13 protein-coding genes are annotated in these 17,938 nt (G+C 60.4%); 12 read left to right on the top strand and 1 reads right to left on the bottom strand.

Annotation, left to right across the window (positions count from 1 at the left end; translation table 11 throughout):
- Positions 1-295 precede the first annotated feature (295 nt).
- The 9 genes from GXN74_RS12655 (at position 296) to GXN74_RS12615 (ending at position 13,853) form a co-directional block, all read left to right on the top strand.
- Positions 296-2,872, top strand: coding sequence for a heavy metal translocating P-type ATPase (locus GXN74_RS12655; RefSeq protein WP_162371306.1), 2,577 nt, complete (start codon positions 296-298; stop codon positions 2,870-2,872).
- A complete protein-coding gene (locus GXN74_RS12650) occupies positions 2,872-3,141 on the top strand; it encodes a metal-sensing transcriptional repressor (RefSeq protein WP_162371305.1) in 270 nt (89 codons plus the stop codon). Before GXN74_RS12655 ends, GXN74_RS12650 begins: the two co-directional genes overlap by 1 nt.
- A gap of 122 nt (positions 3,142-3,263) precedes the next feature.
- Positions 3,264-5,939 (top strand): cation-transporting P-type ATPase, encoded by a 2,676-nt coding sequence (locus GXN74_RS12645; protein WP_162371304.1) that lies wholly within the window; start codon positions 3,264-3,266, stop codon positions 5,937-5,939.
- A 106-nt stretch (positions 5,940-6,045) separates the two neighbouring features.
- Entirely contained in the window at positions 6,046-7,335 is a 1,290-nt protein-coding gene (locus tag GXN74_RS12640; protein WP_162371303.1) for an extracellular solute-binding protein, read from the top strand.
- Between the two features lie 115 nt (positions 7,336-7,450).
- On the top strand, positions 7,451-8,332 hold the full coding sequence (locus GXN74_RS12635) for a carbohydrate ABC transporter permease (RefSeq protein ID WP_162371302.1): 882 nt from the start codon (positions 7,451-7,453) through the stop codon (positions 8,330-8,332).
- The gene (locus tag GXN74_RS12630) at positions 8,329-9,171 is read left to right on the top strand and encodes a carbohydrate ABC transporter permease (protein WP_484476978.1); all 843 of its coding nucleotides are present in this window, start codon (positions 8,329-8,331) and stop codon (positions 9,169-9,171) included. The genes GXN74_RS12635 and GXN74_RS12630 overlap by 4 nt, the downstream gene beginning before the upstream one ends.
- A 42-nt stretch (positions 9,172-9,213) precedes the next feature.
- On the top strand, positions 9,214-11,331 hold the full coding sequence (locus tag GXN74_RS12625; protein WP_162371300.1) for a glycoside hydrolase family 3 C-terminal domain-containing protein: 2,118 nt from the start codon (positions 9,214-9,216) through the stop codon (positions 11,329-11,331).
- Positions 11,332-11,362: 31 nt separating this feature from the next.
- The gene (locus GXN74_RS12620) at positions 11,363-13,141 is read left to right on the top strand and encodes a cache domain-containing sensor histidine kinase (RefSeq protein WP_162371299.1); all 1,779 of its coding nucleotides are present in this window, start codon (positions 11,363-11,365) and stop codon (positions 13,139-13,141) included.
- Complete coding sequence (locus GXN74_RS12615) at positions 13,116-13,853, top strand: response regulator transcription factor (protein WP_162371298.1); 738 nt, start codon at positions 13,116-13,118, stop codon at positions 13,851-13,853. Before GXN74_RS12620 ends, GXN74_RS12615 begins: the two co-directional genes overlap by 26 nt.
- A 75-nt stretch (positions 13,854-13,928) precedes the next feature.
- Here the strand turns inward: GXN74_RS12615 and GXN74_RS12610 are convergent, their stop codons facing one another.
- Positions 13,929-14,942, bottom strand: a complete 1,014-nt coding sequence (locus GXN74_RS12610; protein WP_162371297.1) for an aldose epimerase family protein — start codon at positions 14,940-14,942, stop codon at positions 13,929-13,931.
- Between the two features lie 200 nt (positions 14,943-15,142).
- On the opposite strand from GXN74_RS12610, the gene xylA reads away from it, so the two are divergent.
- From xylA to GXN74_RS12595, 3 genes are all read left to right on the top strand, one after another.
- A complete protein-coding gene (xylA, locus tag GXN74_RS12605; RefSeq protein WP_162371296.1) occupies positions 15,143-16,459 on the top strand; it encodes a xylose isomerase in 1,317 nt (438 codons plus the stop codon).
- Positions 16,460-16,496: 37 nt separating this feature from the next.
- A complete protein-coding gene (locus tag GXN74_RS12600) occupies positions 16,497-17,669 on the top strand; it encodes an ROK family protein (RefSeq protein WP_162371295.1) in 1,173 nt (390 codons plus the stop codon).
- Positions 17,670-17,691: 22 nt separating this feature from the next.
- Positions 17,692-17,938: FGGY family carbohydrate kinase (locus GXN74_RS12595; protein WP_246208715.1), on the top strand; the 247-nt coding region annotated here is incomplete at its 3' end.

Genomic DNA, 17,938 nt, shown 5'->3' with positions numbered 1-17,938 from the left:
CTTTCTGATAGCGGCCACCTCGATGTATTGTATTTTGTCGCATGAGGTTCATTGTACACCATGACCGGAAGTGGGACATAATCATTTGCGTTACAATAGGACATTATCATATGTGAATCAGAGGGGAAGCCCGATCCGGAAAAACAAGATTGACAAATCCGATAGGGAATATTATACTTAAGGCAGACCACCCCCCCAGGGGGAGGGGGTCTGCCTTTTCCTATTGCAGTCTGCATGCATGCGAAGCATGCTTTCGTTGGAAAGGCACCGGAAGAAATCATGGAGGTGCGAAATCATGCAAGAGAAACGTTATGATGTGAACGGCATGACCTGTACAGCCTGCGCCCTGACCATAGAGAAGCAGTTGAAGAAGGTGGAAGGTGTGCAGCAGGTTGCCGTGAATTACGCCACGGAGAAAATGCAGGTCACGTACGATGAAACCAAGGTGAGCGTGGACATCCTTGCGGATGCGGTGCGAGGCGCGGGATACGAGCTGGTGGCCCCTGCCGAAGGGAAGGGGCCACAGGAGGAGGCCCCCCTGATGAAGAAGCAGGAGGAGCACCAGGAGCAGCTGAAGAAGCGCTTCTGGACTTCGGTGCTCTTCACCCTGCCCGTATTCTACACCGCCATGGGGCCCATGGTGGGATTGCCCCAGGTGCCGGGACTTGCGGGGGACCGGAACGTGATGCTCCTTGCCCTGACCCAGTTGTTCCTGACCATTCCGGTCATGCTGGCGGGGCGGGAATTCTATATCACCGGTTTCAAGACCTTGTTCAAAAGGAATCCCAACATGGATTCCCTGGTGGCGGTGGGGACGTCGGCAGCATTCGTGTATGGGGTCTATGTCCTCTATGCCATCGCCTACGGCCTGGGGCATGGGGACCATATGGAGGTCAGCCATTACGGACACGAGCTGTATTTCGAGTCCGTTGCGGTCATCCTGACGCTGGTGACCCTGGGCAAATACATGGAAGCCAGGGCCAAAGGGAAGACCTCCGAAGCCATCCAAAAGCTCATGGAACTGGCGCCGGAGGAGGCCGTGGTCCTGAAGGAAGGGCAGGAGGTCCGGGTGCCCACCGCCAACGTGCGCGTGGGGGACCGGGTGGTGGTGAAACAGGGCCAGAAAATCCCCGTGGATGGAACGGTGGTGGAAGGCTACGGCAGCGTGGACGAATCCATGCTCACAGGTGAGAGCCTTCCGGTGGAGAAGACCGTAGGCAGCGGATTGGTGGCCGGAAGCATGAACAAGGCAGGCTACCTGCTGTGCGAGGCCACCCGGATCGGGGAGGACACCACCCTGTCCAAGATCATCCATCTGGTGGAGAACGCCCAGTCCACCAAGGCGCCCATCGCCAAGCTGGCGGACAGGATCAGCGGGGTGTTCGTGCCCATCGTCATCCTGATCTCCCTGGGGACCCTGCTGTTCTGGTGGGCCGGCGGCTACGGCTTCAACTTCGCCTTCATCATGGCCATCTCCGTGCTGGTCATCTCCTGCCCCTGCGCCCTGGGATTGGCAACACCCACGGCCATCATGGTGGGGACGGGGAAAGGAGCCCAGCACGGGGTCCTGATCAAAAGCGGGGAAGCCCTGGAGATGCTGGCCCAGGTGGATACGGTGGTCTTCGACAAGACCGGGACCTTGACCAGCGGATCGCCGGCGGTCACCGATGTGCGGGCCCTCCTGCGGGATGAAAAGGAGCTGATGGCCATCGCAGCCTCCCTGGAAGGAATGTCCGAGCATCCTCTGAGCGAGGCCATCGTGCAAAAGGCCGGGGAGGAAGGAAGCCCCCTTTACAAGGCATCGGATTTCGAAGCCCTGGTGGGCCAGGGTGTCCGGGGACAGGTGGAGCTTCCGGACGGGAAGCCCCATCCGGTGGCCATCGGGAACGCATCCATGCTGGAGGCCATGGGAATCGGCGTGGAGGAATGCCTGAAGGATGCGGACAGGTGGTCCGAGGAAGGGAAGACTTCCCTCTTCATCGCCGTGGACGGCAAACTGGAGGGGATCCTGGCCGTGGCGGACACGCTGAAGGAGAAAAGCGTCCCCACCGTCGCCCGGTTGCAGAGGATGAAGAAGAAGGTGGTCATGCTGACCGGAGACCACAGGAAGACTGCGGAAGCCATCGGAAGGCAGCTGGGGATCGACCAGGTCGTATCCCAGGTCCTGCCGGAAACCAAGGCCCTGGAGATCCAGAAGCTGCAGCAAGGCGGCAGGAAAGTGGCCATGGTGGGGGACGGCATCAACGACGCCGTGGCGCTGGTGCAGGCGGATGTGGGGATGGCCATCGGCAACGGCACGGATGTGGCCATCGAATCGGCCGATGTGATCCTCATGCGCAGCGATGTGGAGGACGTTTCCACAGCCCTGCGCCTGGGGGACAAGACAATCCTGAACATCAAGCAGAACCTTTTTTGGGCGTTCATCTACAACGTCCTGGGCATCCCGGTGGCGGCGGGGGCACTCTATCTGGGGCTAGGCATCCGGCTGAACCCCATGATCGCCGCGGCGGCCATGAGCTTCAGCTCCGTTTCCGTGGTGCTCAACGCCCTGCGGCTGAAACGCTTCAAGGCGGAAGGGAATGCCGGCCCGGCGGTTGGGACCGTCCGGAAAGCAACCGACACAAGGGGCACGACGTCCCGGGAAGAAAGGAAGGATCAGGGAATGGAAAAGACATTGAAGATTGAAGGAATGAGCTGCATGCACTGTGTGGGCAGGGTGGAGAAGGCCCTGGGCGCCCTGGAGGGGGTGGATGCGGTGAAGGTGGACCTGGAAAAGGGGCTGGCGGTCGTAACCCTTTCCAAGAGCGTTTCCGACGACATCCTGGCCGACGCCGTCAAGGAAGCGGGCTACGAATTCAAAGGGGTGTTCTGATGAACGAAGACCGGAAGCGGGCCATGACCCTTCTGAAGACGGCCCGGGGACAGGTGGACGGCATCCTCCGGATGCTGGAGGAGGACAGGTACTGCATGGACATCTCCACCCAGATCGTGGCCGTCAGCGGCCTGCTCAGAAAGGCCAATCTGGCCATCCTGGAGCAGCACATGAACTCCTGCGTCAAGGAGGCCTTCCTTGCGGGGGAAGGCAAGGGGGAGGCAAAGGTGGAAGAGGTCATGCGGGTCCTGGAGAAATACGGAAGGTGAACAACGGACAAAGAGGAATGCCTGGGAAGCGGGTGTTCCTTTTTTTGATGGAGGGGGAAAGCCCGCCGGACCATCCTATGGTATAATGGAGGCAGACGAACCGATGGAAAGGAGTGGGCCTCATGGAAGGGAAGAAGACAGGCGGGAAGCCCCGGGAAATCTCCCGATGGGAGAGCCGCAGCATAGAGGAAACAAAGGAAATGCTCCACACCGGAGAGGGGGGGATTTCCACGGAGGAGGCCGGGGCGAGGCTGGCGTCCTGGGGAGAGAACAAACTCCCGGTTGTGAAGCCTCCCAGTCCGGTGGTGCGCTTCCTCCTCCAGTTCAAGAACGTGCTGATTTATGTGCTCCTGGTGGCGGCCGTGATGACCGCCTTCATGGAGCACTGGATCGACAGCTGGGTCATCCTGGGGGTCGTGCTGATCAACGCGGTGGTGGGATACCTGCAGGAGGACCGGGCGCAGAAGGCACTGGCCAGCATAAGGCACCTGCTGTCCCTGAAGGCGACGGTCATCCGGGGAGGCCTGCGCAAGGAAGTGGCGGCGGAAACACTGGTGCCGGGGGACCTGGTTCTCCTGAAGGCGGGGGACAAGGTTCCGGCCGACCTGCGCCTTATGGAAACCACCAACTTCGAGGTGGAGGAGGCGTCCCTTACCGGGGAGTCGGAACCGGTGCTCAAGTCCAGGGAACCGGTGGCGCCGGAGACCGTGCTGGCGGAACGGTTTTCCATGGCCTTCACAGGCACCACCGTCCGGACAGGAAACGCCAAGGGCTTTGTGGTCGCCACCGGCTCCGGAACGGAGCTGGGGAAGATCAACACCATGCTCTCTGAAACGGCTTCCGTGGAAACGCCCCTCATACGGAAGATCAACAGCTTCGGCAGGGCCCTTTCCGCAGTGATTGTGGGGGTTTCAGGAATCCTTTTCCTGTACGGGTACTTTTTTGGGGGCTTCTCCCTGCGCCAGATCCTGCTGGCGGTGATCGGTCTGGCAGTGGCGGCGATTCCGGAAGGGCTGCCCTCCATCATCACCATCACCCTGGCCATCGGCGTCCAGAAGATGGCCAGACGGAACGCCATCATACGCCATCTGCCCTCCGTGGAGACGCTGGGTTCCGTCACCGTCATCTGTTCGGACAAGACGGGCACCCTGACACGGAATGAAATGACCGCGACCGCCATCCACACGGTGGCAGGCACCTACCGGCTGGAGGGGGAGCGGCTTCCCGCCCACCTCCTGGAACAGCCAGTCATCCGGCGCCTTCTGGAATCCGCCTACCTGTGCAACGACAGCCATGTGGAAAGGGGAGGGGACGGACGGTGGGAGCTCCAGGGAGACCCCACCGAGGGGGCCATGAAGCGCATGGCCGCCATCGCGGGTCTGGACAGGCTGGAGAGCCAAAGGATCGCCTCCATCCCCTTCGATTCCGAATTCAAATACATGGCCACCCTCCAGGACATGGCCACCCTCCATGCGGTGGAGGGGGAAAAGCATATCTTCGCCAACGGCGCACCGGAACGGATCCTCCAGCTCTGCGGCTGGGAGATGGTCCATGCGGGGAAGGAGCCTTTGCGGGAGGATTTCTGGAAGAGGGAGATCCACGCGGGAGCGGTGGAAGGCCAGCGGATGATCGCCTGCGCCTGCAGGAAGGTGGAACCCGGCAAGATAAGCCTCTCCCACCAGGACCTGCAGGGGGACATGGTCATGCTGGGGCTTGTAGGCATGCGGGACCAGCCCCGTCCGGAGGCTGTGGAGGCCATCAAGGTCGCCCGGGAAGCAGGAATCCGGGTCAAGATGATCACAGGGGACCATGTGGTGACCGCGGGGGTGATCGGAAAGGACATGGGGATCGGGGACGGAAGGCGGGTGGTCAGCGGCGCGGAACTGGAGTCCATGGACGACGAAGCCCTGAAGAAGGTGGCGGAAGAATGCGATATCTTCGCCCGGACCAGCCCGGAACACAAGCTGCGTCTTGTGAAGGCCCTCCAGGAGAATGGAGAGGTCTGCGCCATGACGGGAGACGGGGTGAACGACGCTCCGGCCCTGAAGAAGGCGGATATCGGCGTGGCCATGGGCATCAAGGGGACGGAGGTCACGAAGGATGCCGCCGCCATGGTCCTGGCCGACGACAATTTCGCCTCCATCGTGTCCGCCGTGGAGGAAGGGAGGACCATCTACGACAACCTCCGCAAGACCCTGCTTTTCATCCTTCCCACCAACGGTGCGGAGGCATTCGTGATCATGGCCGCCATCGTGGGGGGGATGACCCTGCCTGTGACACCGGTGCAGATCCTTTGGGTGAACATGGTCACCGCCGTCACCCTGGGGATCGCCATGTCCTTCGAACCCATGGAACCGGGCACCATGCATCGCCCCCCACGGGACCCCAAGGCCTCCATCCTGGGAAGGCATTTCGCCTATAGGATCCTCTTCGTCTCCCTGGTGGTGGGAGGCTATGCGGTCTTCGCCTTCCTGGAGATGAACGGAAACGGAGCCACCCTGGAAGTGGCCAGGACCACGGCGGTGAACACCCTTGTCATGGGGGAACTCTTCTACCTCTACAACTGCAGGAAAATCCACGCCCATGCCTGGGGGAAGGGGTTCTTCGGCAACCGGATAGCCTTCCTGAACAGCGGCATCCTCCTCCTGCTGCAGCTGGCCTATGTCTATGCGCCCCCCATGAACCGTTGGTTCGGCTCCACGCCCCTGGGACTGGGGGAATGGTTCCATCCTGTCGCCTGCGGCATCCTCATCTTCGGGGCGGTGGAAATCGAGAAGGCCGTCCTGGCCAGAGTGTAAAAATCTTCCACATCCGGGTAAAGATTCTCCGTTCAAACCGCTTTGCCGAGAGCCTATAATAAGCCTATCAGAAAGAAACAATCGATCCGAAAGGGAGGAAACAAGGATGAAAAGAAAACTGATCGGCATGGCGCTGGCACTGGTGCTGGCGATGGGAACACTTGCAGGCTGCGGGTCGAAAACGGAGACCGCGGAGGGCAATGCAGGCACTGCAAAGGGCGACACGGCCCTGACCCTCTGGAGCATCGCCACGGAGAGCGACTCCTTCAACCGGGCCTATACCCAAGCCATCGCGGATTTCGAGGCGGCGAATCCTGGCGTGAAGGTCGTGCACGAAACCTTCGAGAACGAGTCCTACAAGACCAAGATCAAGTCGGCTGTAGCCGCCAACGAGCTCCCCGACCTGTTCTACACCTGGGGAGGCGGATTCTCCAAGGCATTCGTGGAATCCGGAAAGGTCCTGGCCATCGACGGATATTTCACCGACGAGTACAAGGCGGAGCTTCCCCAGGCGGCGCTGTCCTACGCCACCTATGACGGAAAGCTGTACGGATCCACCTACACCACACCGGTATCCGCACTCTTCTACAACAGGAAGATGTTCGAGGAGAACGGCATTCCCGTTCCCACCACCTGGGACGAGTGGATGGCAGCCAACCGGGCTTTCCTGGACAAGGGAATCACCCCCATCGGTGTCAGCGTAAAGGACACCTGGGTGCTGGCCATGACCCACGACGCCCTGACCCTCAAGTCCGCTGGACCGGAGAAGGTGGCCGCGGCATTGACGGAGGGAAGCCAAAGCTACGACGACCCCGACTTCCTGGCATCCGCCGGCAAGATCAAGGAACTGGTGGACATGGGGGCCTTCATCAGCGGGGCCACAGGCCTTTCCAACGATGAGGCCAGCGCCCTTTTCTACAACGGAACCGTCCCCATGTACCTGAGCGGCAGCTGGATGGGCGGATCCATTGTGACGGACGCCCCCAATCCGGAGGACTTCGACGTGATCCCCGTGCCGGTACTGAGCGGAAACGCGCAGAGCACAGATTTCATGGGAGGCGCCGTGGACACACTCATGGTGGCCGCGGGCACCAAGAACCCCGACCTTGCCGGAAAAGCGGTCTTCGAACTGACAAGGGGCATTTCCAAGTACGCCTACCTGGACGGAGCGGGCATCGCGGCATGGGAGAAGAACTACGATGAAAGCGGCATCAACCCCATCACGAAGAAGCTGGCGGACTACGCCGCGGAAGCGACCTCCTTCACCATGTGGTTCGACACGCTCATGGATGCGGACGATGCGGGGGAATACCTGGCGCTGCTGCAGGGACTGTATGTGGGCAACATCAGTCCGGAGGAGTTCGTAAAGGCCATGGCGGCCCAACTGGACAAATAGTTTAGGATCAAACCGGAGACCTCAAAAGGCGCCGAAGACACAAGCAAATACCAGCAGAAGGGCTTTGTTTGTGGGTTTGGCGTTTTTTTTGAGGGGTTTCGGAGGAGGAGCGGAAATGGACAAGGTAAGGAAAAACAAAACGGCAATCATCCTATTCATGCTGCCGGCGGTGGTCCTTTTTGCGGGAATCATCATCGTACCCATCTTCATGTCTGGATATTTCAGCCTGTTCAAATGGGACGGCATGACCGAGGGCGCCTTCATCGGCCTAGGGAACTATGTGGAGCTTTTCACCAGCAAGACTTCGGGATTCCCCAAGACCGTGCAGAACGCCCTGTTGCTGGCGGTGCTTTCGGTCTTCGTGCAGCTCCCCATTTCCCTGGGACTGGCCCTGCTGTTGGCCAAGGGGGTCAAGGGGGAGAAATTCTTCATGGCGGTGTTCTTTGTGCCCGTCCTGATATCCACGGTGGTCATCGGACAGCTGTGGATGAAAATCTACAATCCCCAGTACGGCATCATCAATACGGCACTGCACGCCATGGGCCTGGGGGCCTATGCCAGGACCTGGCTGGGAGAACAGGAGACCGCCCTTTTCGCCGTGTTCGTGCCGATCCTTTGGCAGTACGTGGGCTATCACATGCTGCTCCTGTATGCGGGCATCAAGGCCATACCGACGGAACTGAAGGAGGCCGCGCGCATCGACGGGGCCACGGAAGGGCAGATTTCCCGGTTCGTGCTCATACCCATGCTGAAGCCGGTGATCCGGATCTGCGTGATTTTTGCGGTCACGGGTTCCCTGAAGGCCTTCGACCTGATTTATGTGCTGACAGGCGGAGGGCCCGCCCATGCCAGTGAGGTGCCCAGCACCCTGATGGTATCCATGATCTTCGGAAGGAACCGGTATGGATTCGGCAGTTCCATCGCCATGTTCATCATCTTCCTCTGCTTCTTCTTTGCCATCAGCATCAAGAAAATGTTCAAGACGGAGGTGGAGTGATGGAAACGGCAAAAGGCAAAAGAACGAAAAAGACCCTGCTGTACGCTGTCCTGGGATTCTGGGCTGTGGTGAACATCTTTCCCATCTACTGGATGATCACCTTTTCCCTGAAAAGCAACGCGGAGATTTTCGGGGAAAACATCATCGGCCTTCCCAAGGAATGGATCTGGTCCAACTATTCGGCGGCCCTGACCACGGGCAACATGGGCTTGTATTTCTTCAACAGCTTCATAGTCACCGGCACCACCATCGCCCTGACCAGCATCGTTTCCCTCATGGCCACCTATGCCCTCACCCGGCTGGTATGGAAGGGAAGCAAGATGGTCAACAACATGTTCATGCTGGGATTGACGGTCCCCATCCATGCGGCCATCCTGCCTGTGTTCATCCTGCTGCGGAACCTGAAGATGACCAACTCCTACCAGGCGCTGATCATCCCCTACACAGCCTTCGCCCTGGCCATGGCCATCATGATCTGCGGCAGTTTCATCGAGAACATCCCCAGGGAACTGGAGGAGGCGGCCTGCATCGACGGCGCCAGCGTCTACGGAATCTTCTTCCGGATCATCCTGCCGCTGATGAAGCCGGCGCTGGCCACCATCGCCATCTTCACCTTCCTGCAGGCATGGAACGAGCTGATGTTCGCCGTCATCTTCATCAGCGACTCCAAATTCCGGACCCTTACGGTGGGGATCCAGACCCTTTCCGGATCCTACACCACGGAATGGGGACCCATCGGAGCGGCCCTGGTCATCGCCACACTGCCCACCCTGGTGCTGTACGCTGTCATGAGCGGGAAGATCCAAAAGAGCCTGATGGCCGGCGCGGTCAAAGGCTAGAAACAAACATGGTCCAGAGCAAATCGATTGGAGGAGAAAGAAATGAGAGACAACCGAGCATACAGGAAAGAGGCGGAGGCGCTGGTCGCCCAAATGACCCTGGAGGAAAAGGCAAGCCAGCTGACCTACAACTCTCCGGCCATCCCGCGGCTGGGGATCCCGGCCTACAACTGGTGGAACGAAGCCCTCCACGGAGTGGCCCGGGCAGGGACCGCCACCAGTTTTCCCCAGGCCATCGGCCTTGCGGCCATGTTCGACGAGGCGTTCCTGGAAAGGATTGCGGACGCCATCGCAACCGAGGGGAGGGCGAAATTCAACGAAAGCAGCCGCCACGGGGACAGGGACATCTACAAGGGACTGACCTTCTGGTCGCCCAATGTGAACATCTTCCGGGACCCCCGCTGGGGCCGCGGACACGAGACCTATGGGGAAGACCCCTTCCTTTCGGGGCGCCTGGGCGTGGCCTACATCAAGGGGCTCCAGGGGGATGGAGAGGTAATGAAGTCGGCCGCCTGCGCGAAGCATTTCGCGGTGCACAGCGGGCCGGAGGACGAGCGGCATTCCTTCAATGCGGTGGTGAGCCGGAAGGACCTTTGGGAGACCTACCTGCCCGCCTTCGAGACCTGTGTGAAGGAGGGGCAGGTGGAGGCGGTGATGGGGGCCTACAACAGGACCAACGGGGAACCCTGTTGCGGGAGCCATACCCTGTTGCGGGACATCCTCCGGGAGGCGTGGGGATTCCAGGGCCACGTGGTTTCGGATTGCTGGGCCCTGAAGGACTTCCATATGCATCATGGGGTCACCGCCACCCCCATCCAGTCGGCGGCCCTGGCCATCGACGCGGGATGCGACCTGAACTGCGGCAACATCTACCTGGTCATGCTGCAGGCACTGGAAGCCGGCCTGATTACGGAAGGGCACATCACCCGGGCGGCGGAGCGGCTGCTGGCCACCCGGCTGAAGCTGGGGCTGTTTAAGGAGACGGAGTTCGACCGGATCCCCTACGAGGCCGTGGAATCCCCGGAGCATGTGGAGATGGCGGTGGAAGCGGCGAGGAAGGCCTGCGTGCTGCTGAAGAACGAAGGTGTCCTCCCCATCCACCGGGAGCGGGTCCACACCATCGGTGTGGTGGGACCCAACGCCAACAGCCGCCTGGCCCTGAAGGGAAACTACTATGGAACTTCCTCCCGGTACATCACCCTTCTGGAGGGGATACAGGACGAGGCGGGAGCGGACATCCGTGTCCTCTACGCCAAGGGGTGCGAGCTGGCAAAGGACCGGACCGAACCCCTGGCCCTGCCCCACGACAGGCTGATGGAGGCGGTGACCGTGGCGGAACACAGCGACCTGGTGGTCCTGTGCCTCGGGTTGGACGAGACCATCGAGGGCGAGGAACTGGACGAGGGTAACAACTGCGGTTCCGGAGACAAGGCGGACCTTCAGTTGCCCCAGGTCCAGCGGCAGCTGCTGGACCGGATCCTTGCCACGGGCAAACCGGTGGTGGTCTGCCTGGTTGCGGGAAGCGCCATAGACCTGCAGGTGGCCCAGGAGAAGGCGGATGCCGTGCTGCTTGCCTGGTATCCCGGAGCCCGGGGAGGCAAAGCGGTGGCGGACTTGCTTTTCGGCAACGCCTCGCCCTCCGGAAAGCTTCCGGTGACCTTCTACAGCACCCTGGAGGACTTGCCCGACTTCAAGGACTATTCCATGCGGAACCGCACCTACCGGCATCTGGAGCAGAAGCCCCTCTATCCCTTCGGCTACGGGCTGACCTACGGGGATGTCCGCTGCACCGGGGCGGTCCTTCTGGAGGAGGCCAAGGCCGGCCGGCCCGCGACCATCCGGGTCACAGTGCGAAACCAGGGAAGCACGGCCACGGAAGAGGTGGTCCAGGCCTACCTGGAAAACAGGGAGTCCGTCCATGCGGTGAGGAACACCAGCCTGTGCGCATTTTCCAGGGTGCGGCTTGCGCCCGGTGAGGAACAGGAGCTCCTCTTGGAAATCCCATGGGACTCCTTCCTGGTGGTGGACGACCGGGGGGAAAAAATACTGGACGGCAGGACCTGCAGGGTGTATCTTGGTGTTGTGGGACCGGACGAACGGAGCCGTGAACTGACGGGCAAGGAACCCCTGGTCCTGGAGCTGGCGGTGCCAAGGGAATAGGAAGTGCGGGTGTTGGAAAGGAAGGATGCGGATGGACGGCAAGTGGCATGTTGTGGAAAGGGGGAGGCGGTGGTTCGCTTCCAGGAAGCTCAAGGAAAAGGTGCGGATCCTTTTCCTTGGGGTCATCACCCTGTATGTCCTGCTTTTCTTCTTCCTGTACTCCTTCCTCATCCAGAAGAACATGCTGGAATACGCACTGGAAAGCAACAGGAGCACCATGGCCGCCATTGGAAAGAACCTGGAGGTGGAGCTGGAAACCACCAGTGCCATGAGCCAGCTGATCATGCGGAACAGGGATGTGGTGGAATACCTGAAGAAGGATGCGTCCAAGGACCCCCGGCTGGCGTACAACGCCACCGTGGCGGTGTTCGACATCAGCAACACCTTCCGCAACGTGTCCTCCATCTATCTCTTCAAAAACAACGGGGAAACCCTGCACATCTCCCGGGGAGTAACACGGGTGGACATGGCGGTGGTCCGGGACCCCTCCTGGAACTGGGAAATCCGGCAGAAGGACGGAGGCTATGTGTTGCGGGTGGACGGCGACGGGGCCTTCTCCAGTCCCTCTGGGGAGCCACTGGTCTCCTTCCTGCGGATGGTCAACGACATCGAGACACAACAGCCCCTGGGGATGATGGCCATCAACCTGTCCCGGGGGCTGCTCGACGGCACCTACAGTGAAATGGAGGGGGAAGGGCGGCAATTCGCCTATATGGATCCCAGCCGGGGCTGGCTGTGGGACGAACCGGTGGATTTGGGAGGTCTGTCCCCAGGGGATGAGGACTTCGAACAAACCCATGGAGGGAACTGGTGGCGGCCGTGGATCGCATCCTGCCATCGGGTGCCGGACACCCCCTTCGTACTGGCGGGAAGGGAGACCGTGTCCATCAACCGGTTCCTGTCCGCGGAAGCGGCGGTTTCCATGGCGGCGGTGGTGCTCCTCACCTTCGCTTCCCTGGGAGGCCTGGGGCTGTTCCTTTCCATCCACATCACCAGGCCCATCGAGCGCCTGTCCGCGTCCATGGACCAGGTGAAGGACGGGTGGCTGCGGAGAGTCAGCATCGAGCTTCCGGACGACGAGATCGGACACCTGAAGGACCGCTACAACAACATGCTGGTGGAGATCAACCGGCTCATCGAAGCCCTTCTGGAAAAGGAACAGGCCATGCGCCAGGCGGAGCTTGAAATCCTCCAGGAGCAGATCAAACCCCACTTCCTCTACAACACGCTGGAGACCATCGGCTATCTTGCGCTACAGGGCAAAAGGGAGGAGGCCTATGAGGCCATCGAGACCCTGGGGGCCTTCTACAGGAAGTTCCTGAACCAGGGCAACCCGGAGATCAGCCTCCGGGAAGAGGTGGCCATCGTGCGGGACTACCTGAAGCTCCAGAAGCTTCGCTACGAGGAGGTATTCGAGGACGCCTACGAGCTCCAGGAGGACCTCCTGGAGTACAAGGTGCCCAAGCTGATCCTCCAGCCCTTGGTGGAGAACAGCCTCTATCATGGGCTGCGCCCCAAAGGGGAACCGGGGATCATCCGGATTTCCGTGTACGCCCGGGAAGGCATGCTGCACATCTGTGTCTACGACAACGGTGTGGGCATGGACCAAGCCACCCGGGAGGCGCTGCTGGGCGGGGAGAACTCCAAGAGCTTCGGCTTCAAGGGGACCCTGGACCGGATCCGGCACTTCTGTGCCAGGGAGGACGTGGTGGAAGTGGACAGCCGGGAGGGGGAATACAGCAGGGTGGACATACGGATGCCGTTGGAAAGGGGGGGGACCGGATATGTACAAGGTCATGATCATCGATGATGAAAAGTCCCTCAGGAACCTGCTGAAGATGACGGTGCCCTGGGAGTCCCTGGGGCTGGAGGTGGCGGGGGAGGCCGCCAGCGGCATCGAGGCCATCAACAGGATCGACGAAATCCAGCCGGACATCGCCTTTGTGGACATCCAGATGCCTTTCATGGACGGAATCCAATTCTCCAAATTGGCCATCCGGCGATATCCCGACCTTAAGATCATCATCCTCACCGCCCACAGCGACTTCGCCTACGCCCGGGAGTGCATCGGCATCGGTGTCTGCGAGTACCTGCTCAAGCCGGTGTCCCGGGCGGAAGTCCGGGAAGTCCTGGAGAGGATCCTCCGGAAGTTGGAAGCGCGGGAGCCCAGGCAGGAAGTGCCGGTCCTGCTCCAAGGGAACGAGAATGTCTCCCGGATCGTGGAATACATCCAGGCAAGCTACCAGGACCCGGACCTGAACCTGACGGCAATCGCGCAGAAGTTCGGATTCAACCCCAGCTACCTGAGCAGGCTTTTCAAGGGGGAAACGGGAAAGAGTCTGATCGACTACCTGACGGAATGGAGGATGGAAAAGGCCATCCTGCTGGCCCGGCAGGGGAGCCTGATGTACATGACCGCAAAGGCGGTGGGAATTCCGGACCCCAACTATTTCGGGAAATGCTTCAAGAAGTACACCGACCAGACCTATACGGAGTATGTGAAGAAACTGAAGAAACCCTAGACGCGGCAAAAGGCCGCCCCCGCCAACGGACCCGTTGGCGGGGGCGGCCTTTTGCCGTTGCACATCCCTTGGGAATCAGGAGACGCCGAAGCGCCAGATGGTCTTCTGCCGGTAGACCTGTCCCGGCTTCAAGGTCCGGGCGGGAACCAGGGGGAAATGAAGGGAGTCCGGACAGTACTGGGTCTCCAGGCAGATCCCCGTCCGGGGCGCTGCCAGCTGGTTTCCGCTGTAGACCACCACATACTCCTCCGTGGTGTCCACCGCCAGGGTCCTCCCGCTGGCCGGATCCGCCAGCAGGATGGAGGGAGAGACACCCGGCTCCAGCAGGAAGGGATGGTCGTAGCCGCCGCCGTTCCTGAGCTGGGGATGGTCGACCCGGATGTCCCTTCCCACTATCTTCGGAAGCCGGAAGTCGAAGGGGGTCCCCTCCACATTCAGGATGTCCTGGGGCAGGGAAGCTCCGTCGATGGACACGAACTGCCGGGAGGCGATCTGGAGGGTATGCGAAAGGACATCGGCGGAAGGATCCCCGGAGAGGTTGAAATAGCTGTGGTTGGTCAGCACCACCGGAGTCTCCTGGTCTGTGGTGGCCGTATAGGTCAAGGTCAGGGTGTTGCTGTCGTCGAAACGGTAGTTGACGTTCACATCCAGTTCGCCCGGATACCCTTCCTCCAGCGGGGGACTCGTATAGTTCAGGGACAATGCCGCATGGTCCGGCCCCATGGATTCCGCCGCGGACCAGACCTTCTTGTCGAAGCCCCGCACCCCTCCGTGGAGGGTGTTGGGCCCCTCGTTGGGGGACAGCTTCCAGGTCTTTCCCTCCAATTCGAAAGAGGCGCCACGGATCCTCCCTGCCGTCCGCCCGGCGACGCAGCCGAAGAAGGAGGTGTGGCTCTCGTAGTCGGACAGATTGTCGAATCCAAGGACCACGTTCTGCAGCCGTCCCTGGCGGTCGGGGACCTGGATGGAGCGTATGGCGGCTCCATAGGTGAGGATTTCCACGCTGGCTCCCTGGTTGTTCGTCAGTGTGTACGCCAGAACCGGGATGCCGTCCCGAGTGGTTCCAAAGTTGCGGGATTTGATATTCATGCAGCTCTCCTTTTTTCCGGGGCTCCCGAAGGAATGCCCTTGTTTTCCCCATTATACAACAGGAGGGAAGGGGAAACAAGGGCCCTGGAAAACTTTTTAAACAGACTTCCTAAACAGGGTTGCATAAACAAGGCTGTTGTGCTACAATGGATTCAACAGATGGAAACAACCCATCCAAAACTACCCCAGGAGGTTTTAAAATGAAGGAATATTTCGAGCAGGTCGGCAAAATCCAGTATGAAGGACCGGAATCGGTCAATCCGTTGGCGTTCAAATACTATGACCCCGAGCGGATGGTGGGAGGCAAAAAGATGAAAGACCACCTGCGCTTCGCCATGAGCTACTGGCACACCATGACCGGCGGCGGCATGGACCCTTTCGGCAATCCCACCATGGAGCGTCCCTACAACACCCTGGAAGGCATGGAGCTGGCAAAGGCCCGTGTGGACGGCGCCTTCGAGCTGATGCGAAAGCTGGGCATCGAGTACTTCTGCTTCCATGACCTGGACATCGCTCCCGAAGGGGACTCCCTCAAGGAGAAACTGGAGAACCTGGATGTGGTTGTGGGGCTGATCGAAGGGAAGATGAAGGAGACCGGGATCAAGTGCCTATGGGGCACCACCAACGCCTTCAGCCACCCCCGCTTCCTGCACGGGGCATCCACATCTCCCAATGCGGACGTGTTCGCCTTTGCCGCCGCCCAGGTGAAAAAGGCCTTGGAGGTGACCCACCAGCTGGGTGGGGAGAACTATGTGTTCTGGGGCGGCCGGGAAGGCTACGAGACCCTGCTGAACACCGACACCGGACTGGAGCAGGACAATCTGGCCCGATTCCTTGGGATGGCAAAGGACTATGCAAGGAAGATCGGCTTCAACGGACAGTTCCTCATCGAGCCCAAACCCAAAGAGCCCACCAAGCACCAGTATGACTTCGACACCATGACGGTCTTGGGCTTCCTCCGGAAGTACGGTCTGGCCGACGACTTCAAGATGAACATCGAGGCGAACCACGCCACTTTGGCCGGGCACACCTTCCAGCACGAGCTGAACATGAGCCGGATCAACGGGGTCCTGGGAAGCATCGACGCCAACCAGGGAGATATGCTTCTTGGCTGGGATACAGACCAGTTCCCAACCAACATCTATGACGCCGTCCTTTGCATGTACGAGGTCCTGAAGAATGGGGGGATCGCTCCCGGCGGACTGAACTTTGACGCAAAGGTGCGCAGGGGATCCTTCGAGCCGACCGACCTGTTCATTTCCTACATCGTGGGCATGGACACCTTCGCAAAAGGCCTTCTGGTGGCCCAGCGTCTTTTGGAGGACAGGGTCTTGGAAGACTTCGTTGCGGAACGCTACAGCTCCTACCAGGAGGGGATCGGCAAGAAAATCCTGGAGGGCGCCACCGACCTGGAGGAACTTGCAGCCTACGCGCTGGAGCATGACAAGATCGTGAACCGGTCCGGAAGGCAGGAAATGCTGGAGGATGTGGTCAACCGCTACATCTACAAGGCATAGGCAAGGCAAGGACAGGGCAAAGGAAGGAGGGGAAGGGATGTTTACGACGAATTTCACCCAGGACCAGATCCGGGAAATCAACCGCGTGAAAATCATCCAGTGGCTGCGCGCCCACCAGACCGGAACCAAACAGGAAATCTCTTCCGAGATGCAGCTGAGCATCCCTACGGTCACCAGCATCGTACAGGTCCTGGTGGAGGAGGGGCTGGCGGAGGAAGCCGGGCTGGCTGTGTCCACCGGCGGCAGGAAGCCGAAAATCGTGCGTTTCCTGCCGGACGCCCGCCATGCGCTGGGGGTGAACATTTCCACGGAAGCGTTCCAGATCCTGCTCCTGAACCTGAATCAGGAGACGGTGGACCGGGAAGATGCGCATTTCAAGGCCGGGGAGACCTTCGACAGGATCCTGGAGCGGGTCCTGGAGCGGGTGGAAGCCATGCTGGCAAGGAACGGGATTTCCAAGGAATCACTGCTGGGCATGGGCATGGCCCTGCCGGGGCTGGTGGACGACGACCGGCAGGTGTTGTCCTACGCCCCCAATCTAGGGGTGCGGGACCATTCCTTCCAGGAGTTCCAGGAGAGGCTGGGGATGAAACTTTTCATCGAGAACGAGGCCAACGTGGCCGCCTACGGGGAACAGCTGGCGGGTGCGGCCCGGAACAAGGGGAACCTGGTCTATGTATCCGTGACGGAGGGGGTCGGGACCGGAATCATCATCGAAAACCATATCTACAAGAGCAACCGGAAGAAGGCCGGCGAGTTCGGACACATTCCAATCACCGATGGGCAGGAGAAATGCAATTGCGGCCGCACCGGCTGCTGGGAGCTGTTCACCTCCAAGAACGCCTTGATCCGCTACTATGGTGAGGAGGGGGGCACCGGGGAACGGTCGGTCCCAGGGGTCTTTGAAGCCTACAGGAACGGGGAGCAGGCAGCCCAGGCGGCGCTGGAGCGCTACACCCGATACCTCTACCAGGGCCTGGACAACATCCTGCTGGCCTTGAACCCGGACTTCGTGGTCCTGGGAGGAGACCTGGGGGACTATGCCGGGGATGTGATCGAGCTGGGCAGCCGGTTGGAGCTGGACAGGCGATTCTACGGCTACGAGCAGACCCCGATCCTTCCCTCGGAACTGCATGGGCAGGGCGCCCTCATGGGGGCCGCCCTGCTTTCCCTGGAAGAGGTCTTCAACTACAAGAAGAACGTGATTTGAAAATAGGAAAAGGTGGTGTCACATGGTCTATTTAGGCATAGATTTGGGGACATCCTCCGTGAAGGTGCTGGCGCTGGACGAAAGCCACGCCATCGTGGGGGATGTGTCAAAGGAATATCCCGTCTCCTTTCCCCAGGAGAAATGGGCGGAGCAGGACCCGGAAGACTGGTGGGACAGTACGGTGGAAGCCGTCCGGGAGTTGGTGGAAACCTGCGGGATCCCCAGGGACGGCATCGGCGCCATCGGCTTCAGCGGCCAGATGCACGGGC

Source organism: Anaerotalea alkaliphila (genome assembly GCF_010179735.1).
Classification (GTDB): Bacteria; Bacillota; Clostridia; order Lachnospirales; family Vallitaleaceae; genus Anaerotalea; species Anaerotalea alkaliphila.
Note: the sequence above shows the minus strand (reverse complement) of the source record. Positions and strands in the feature narration are given on the sequence as shown.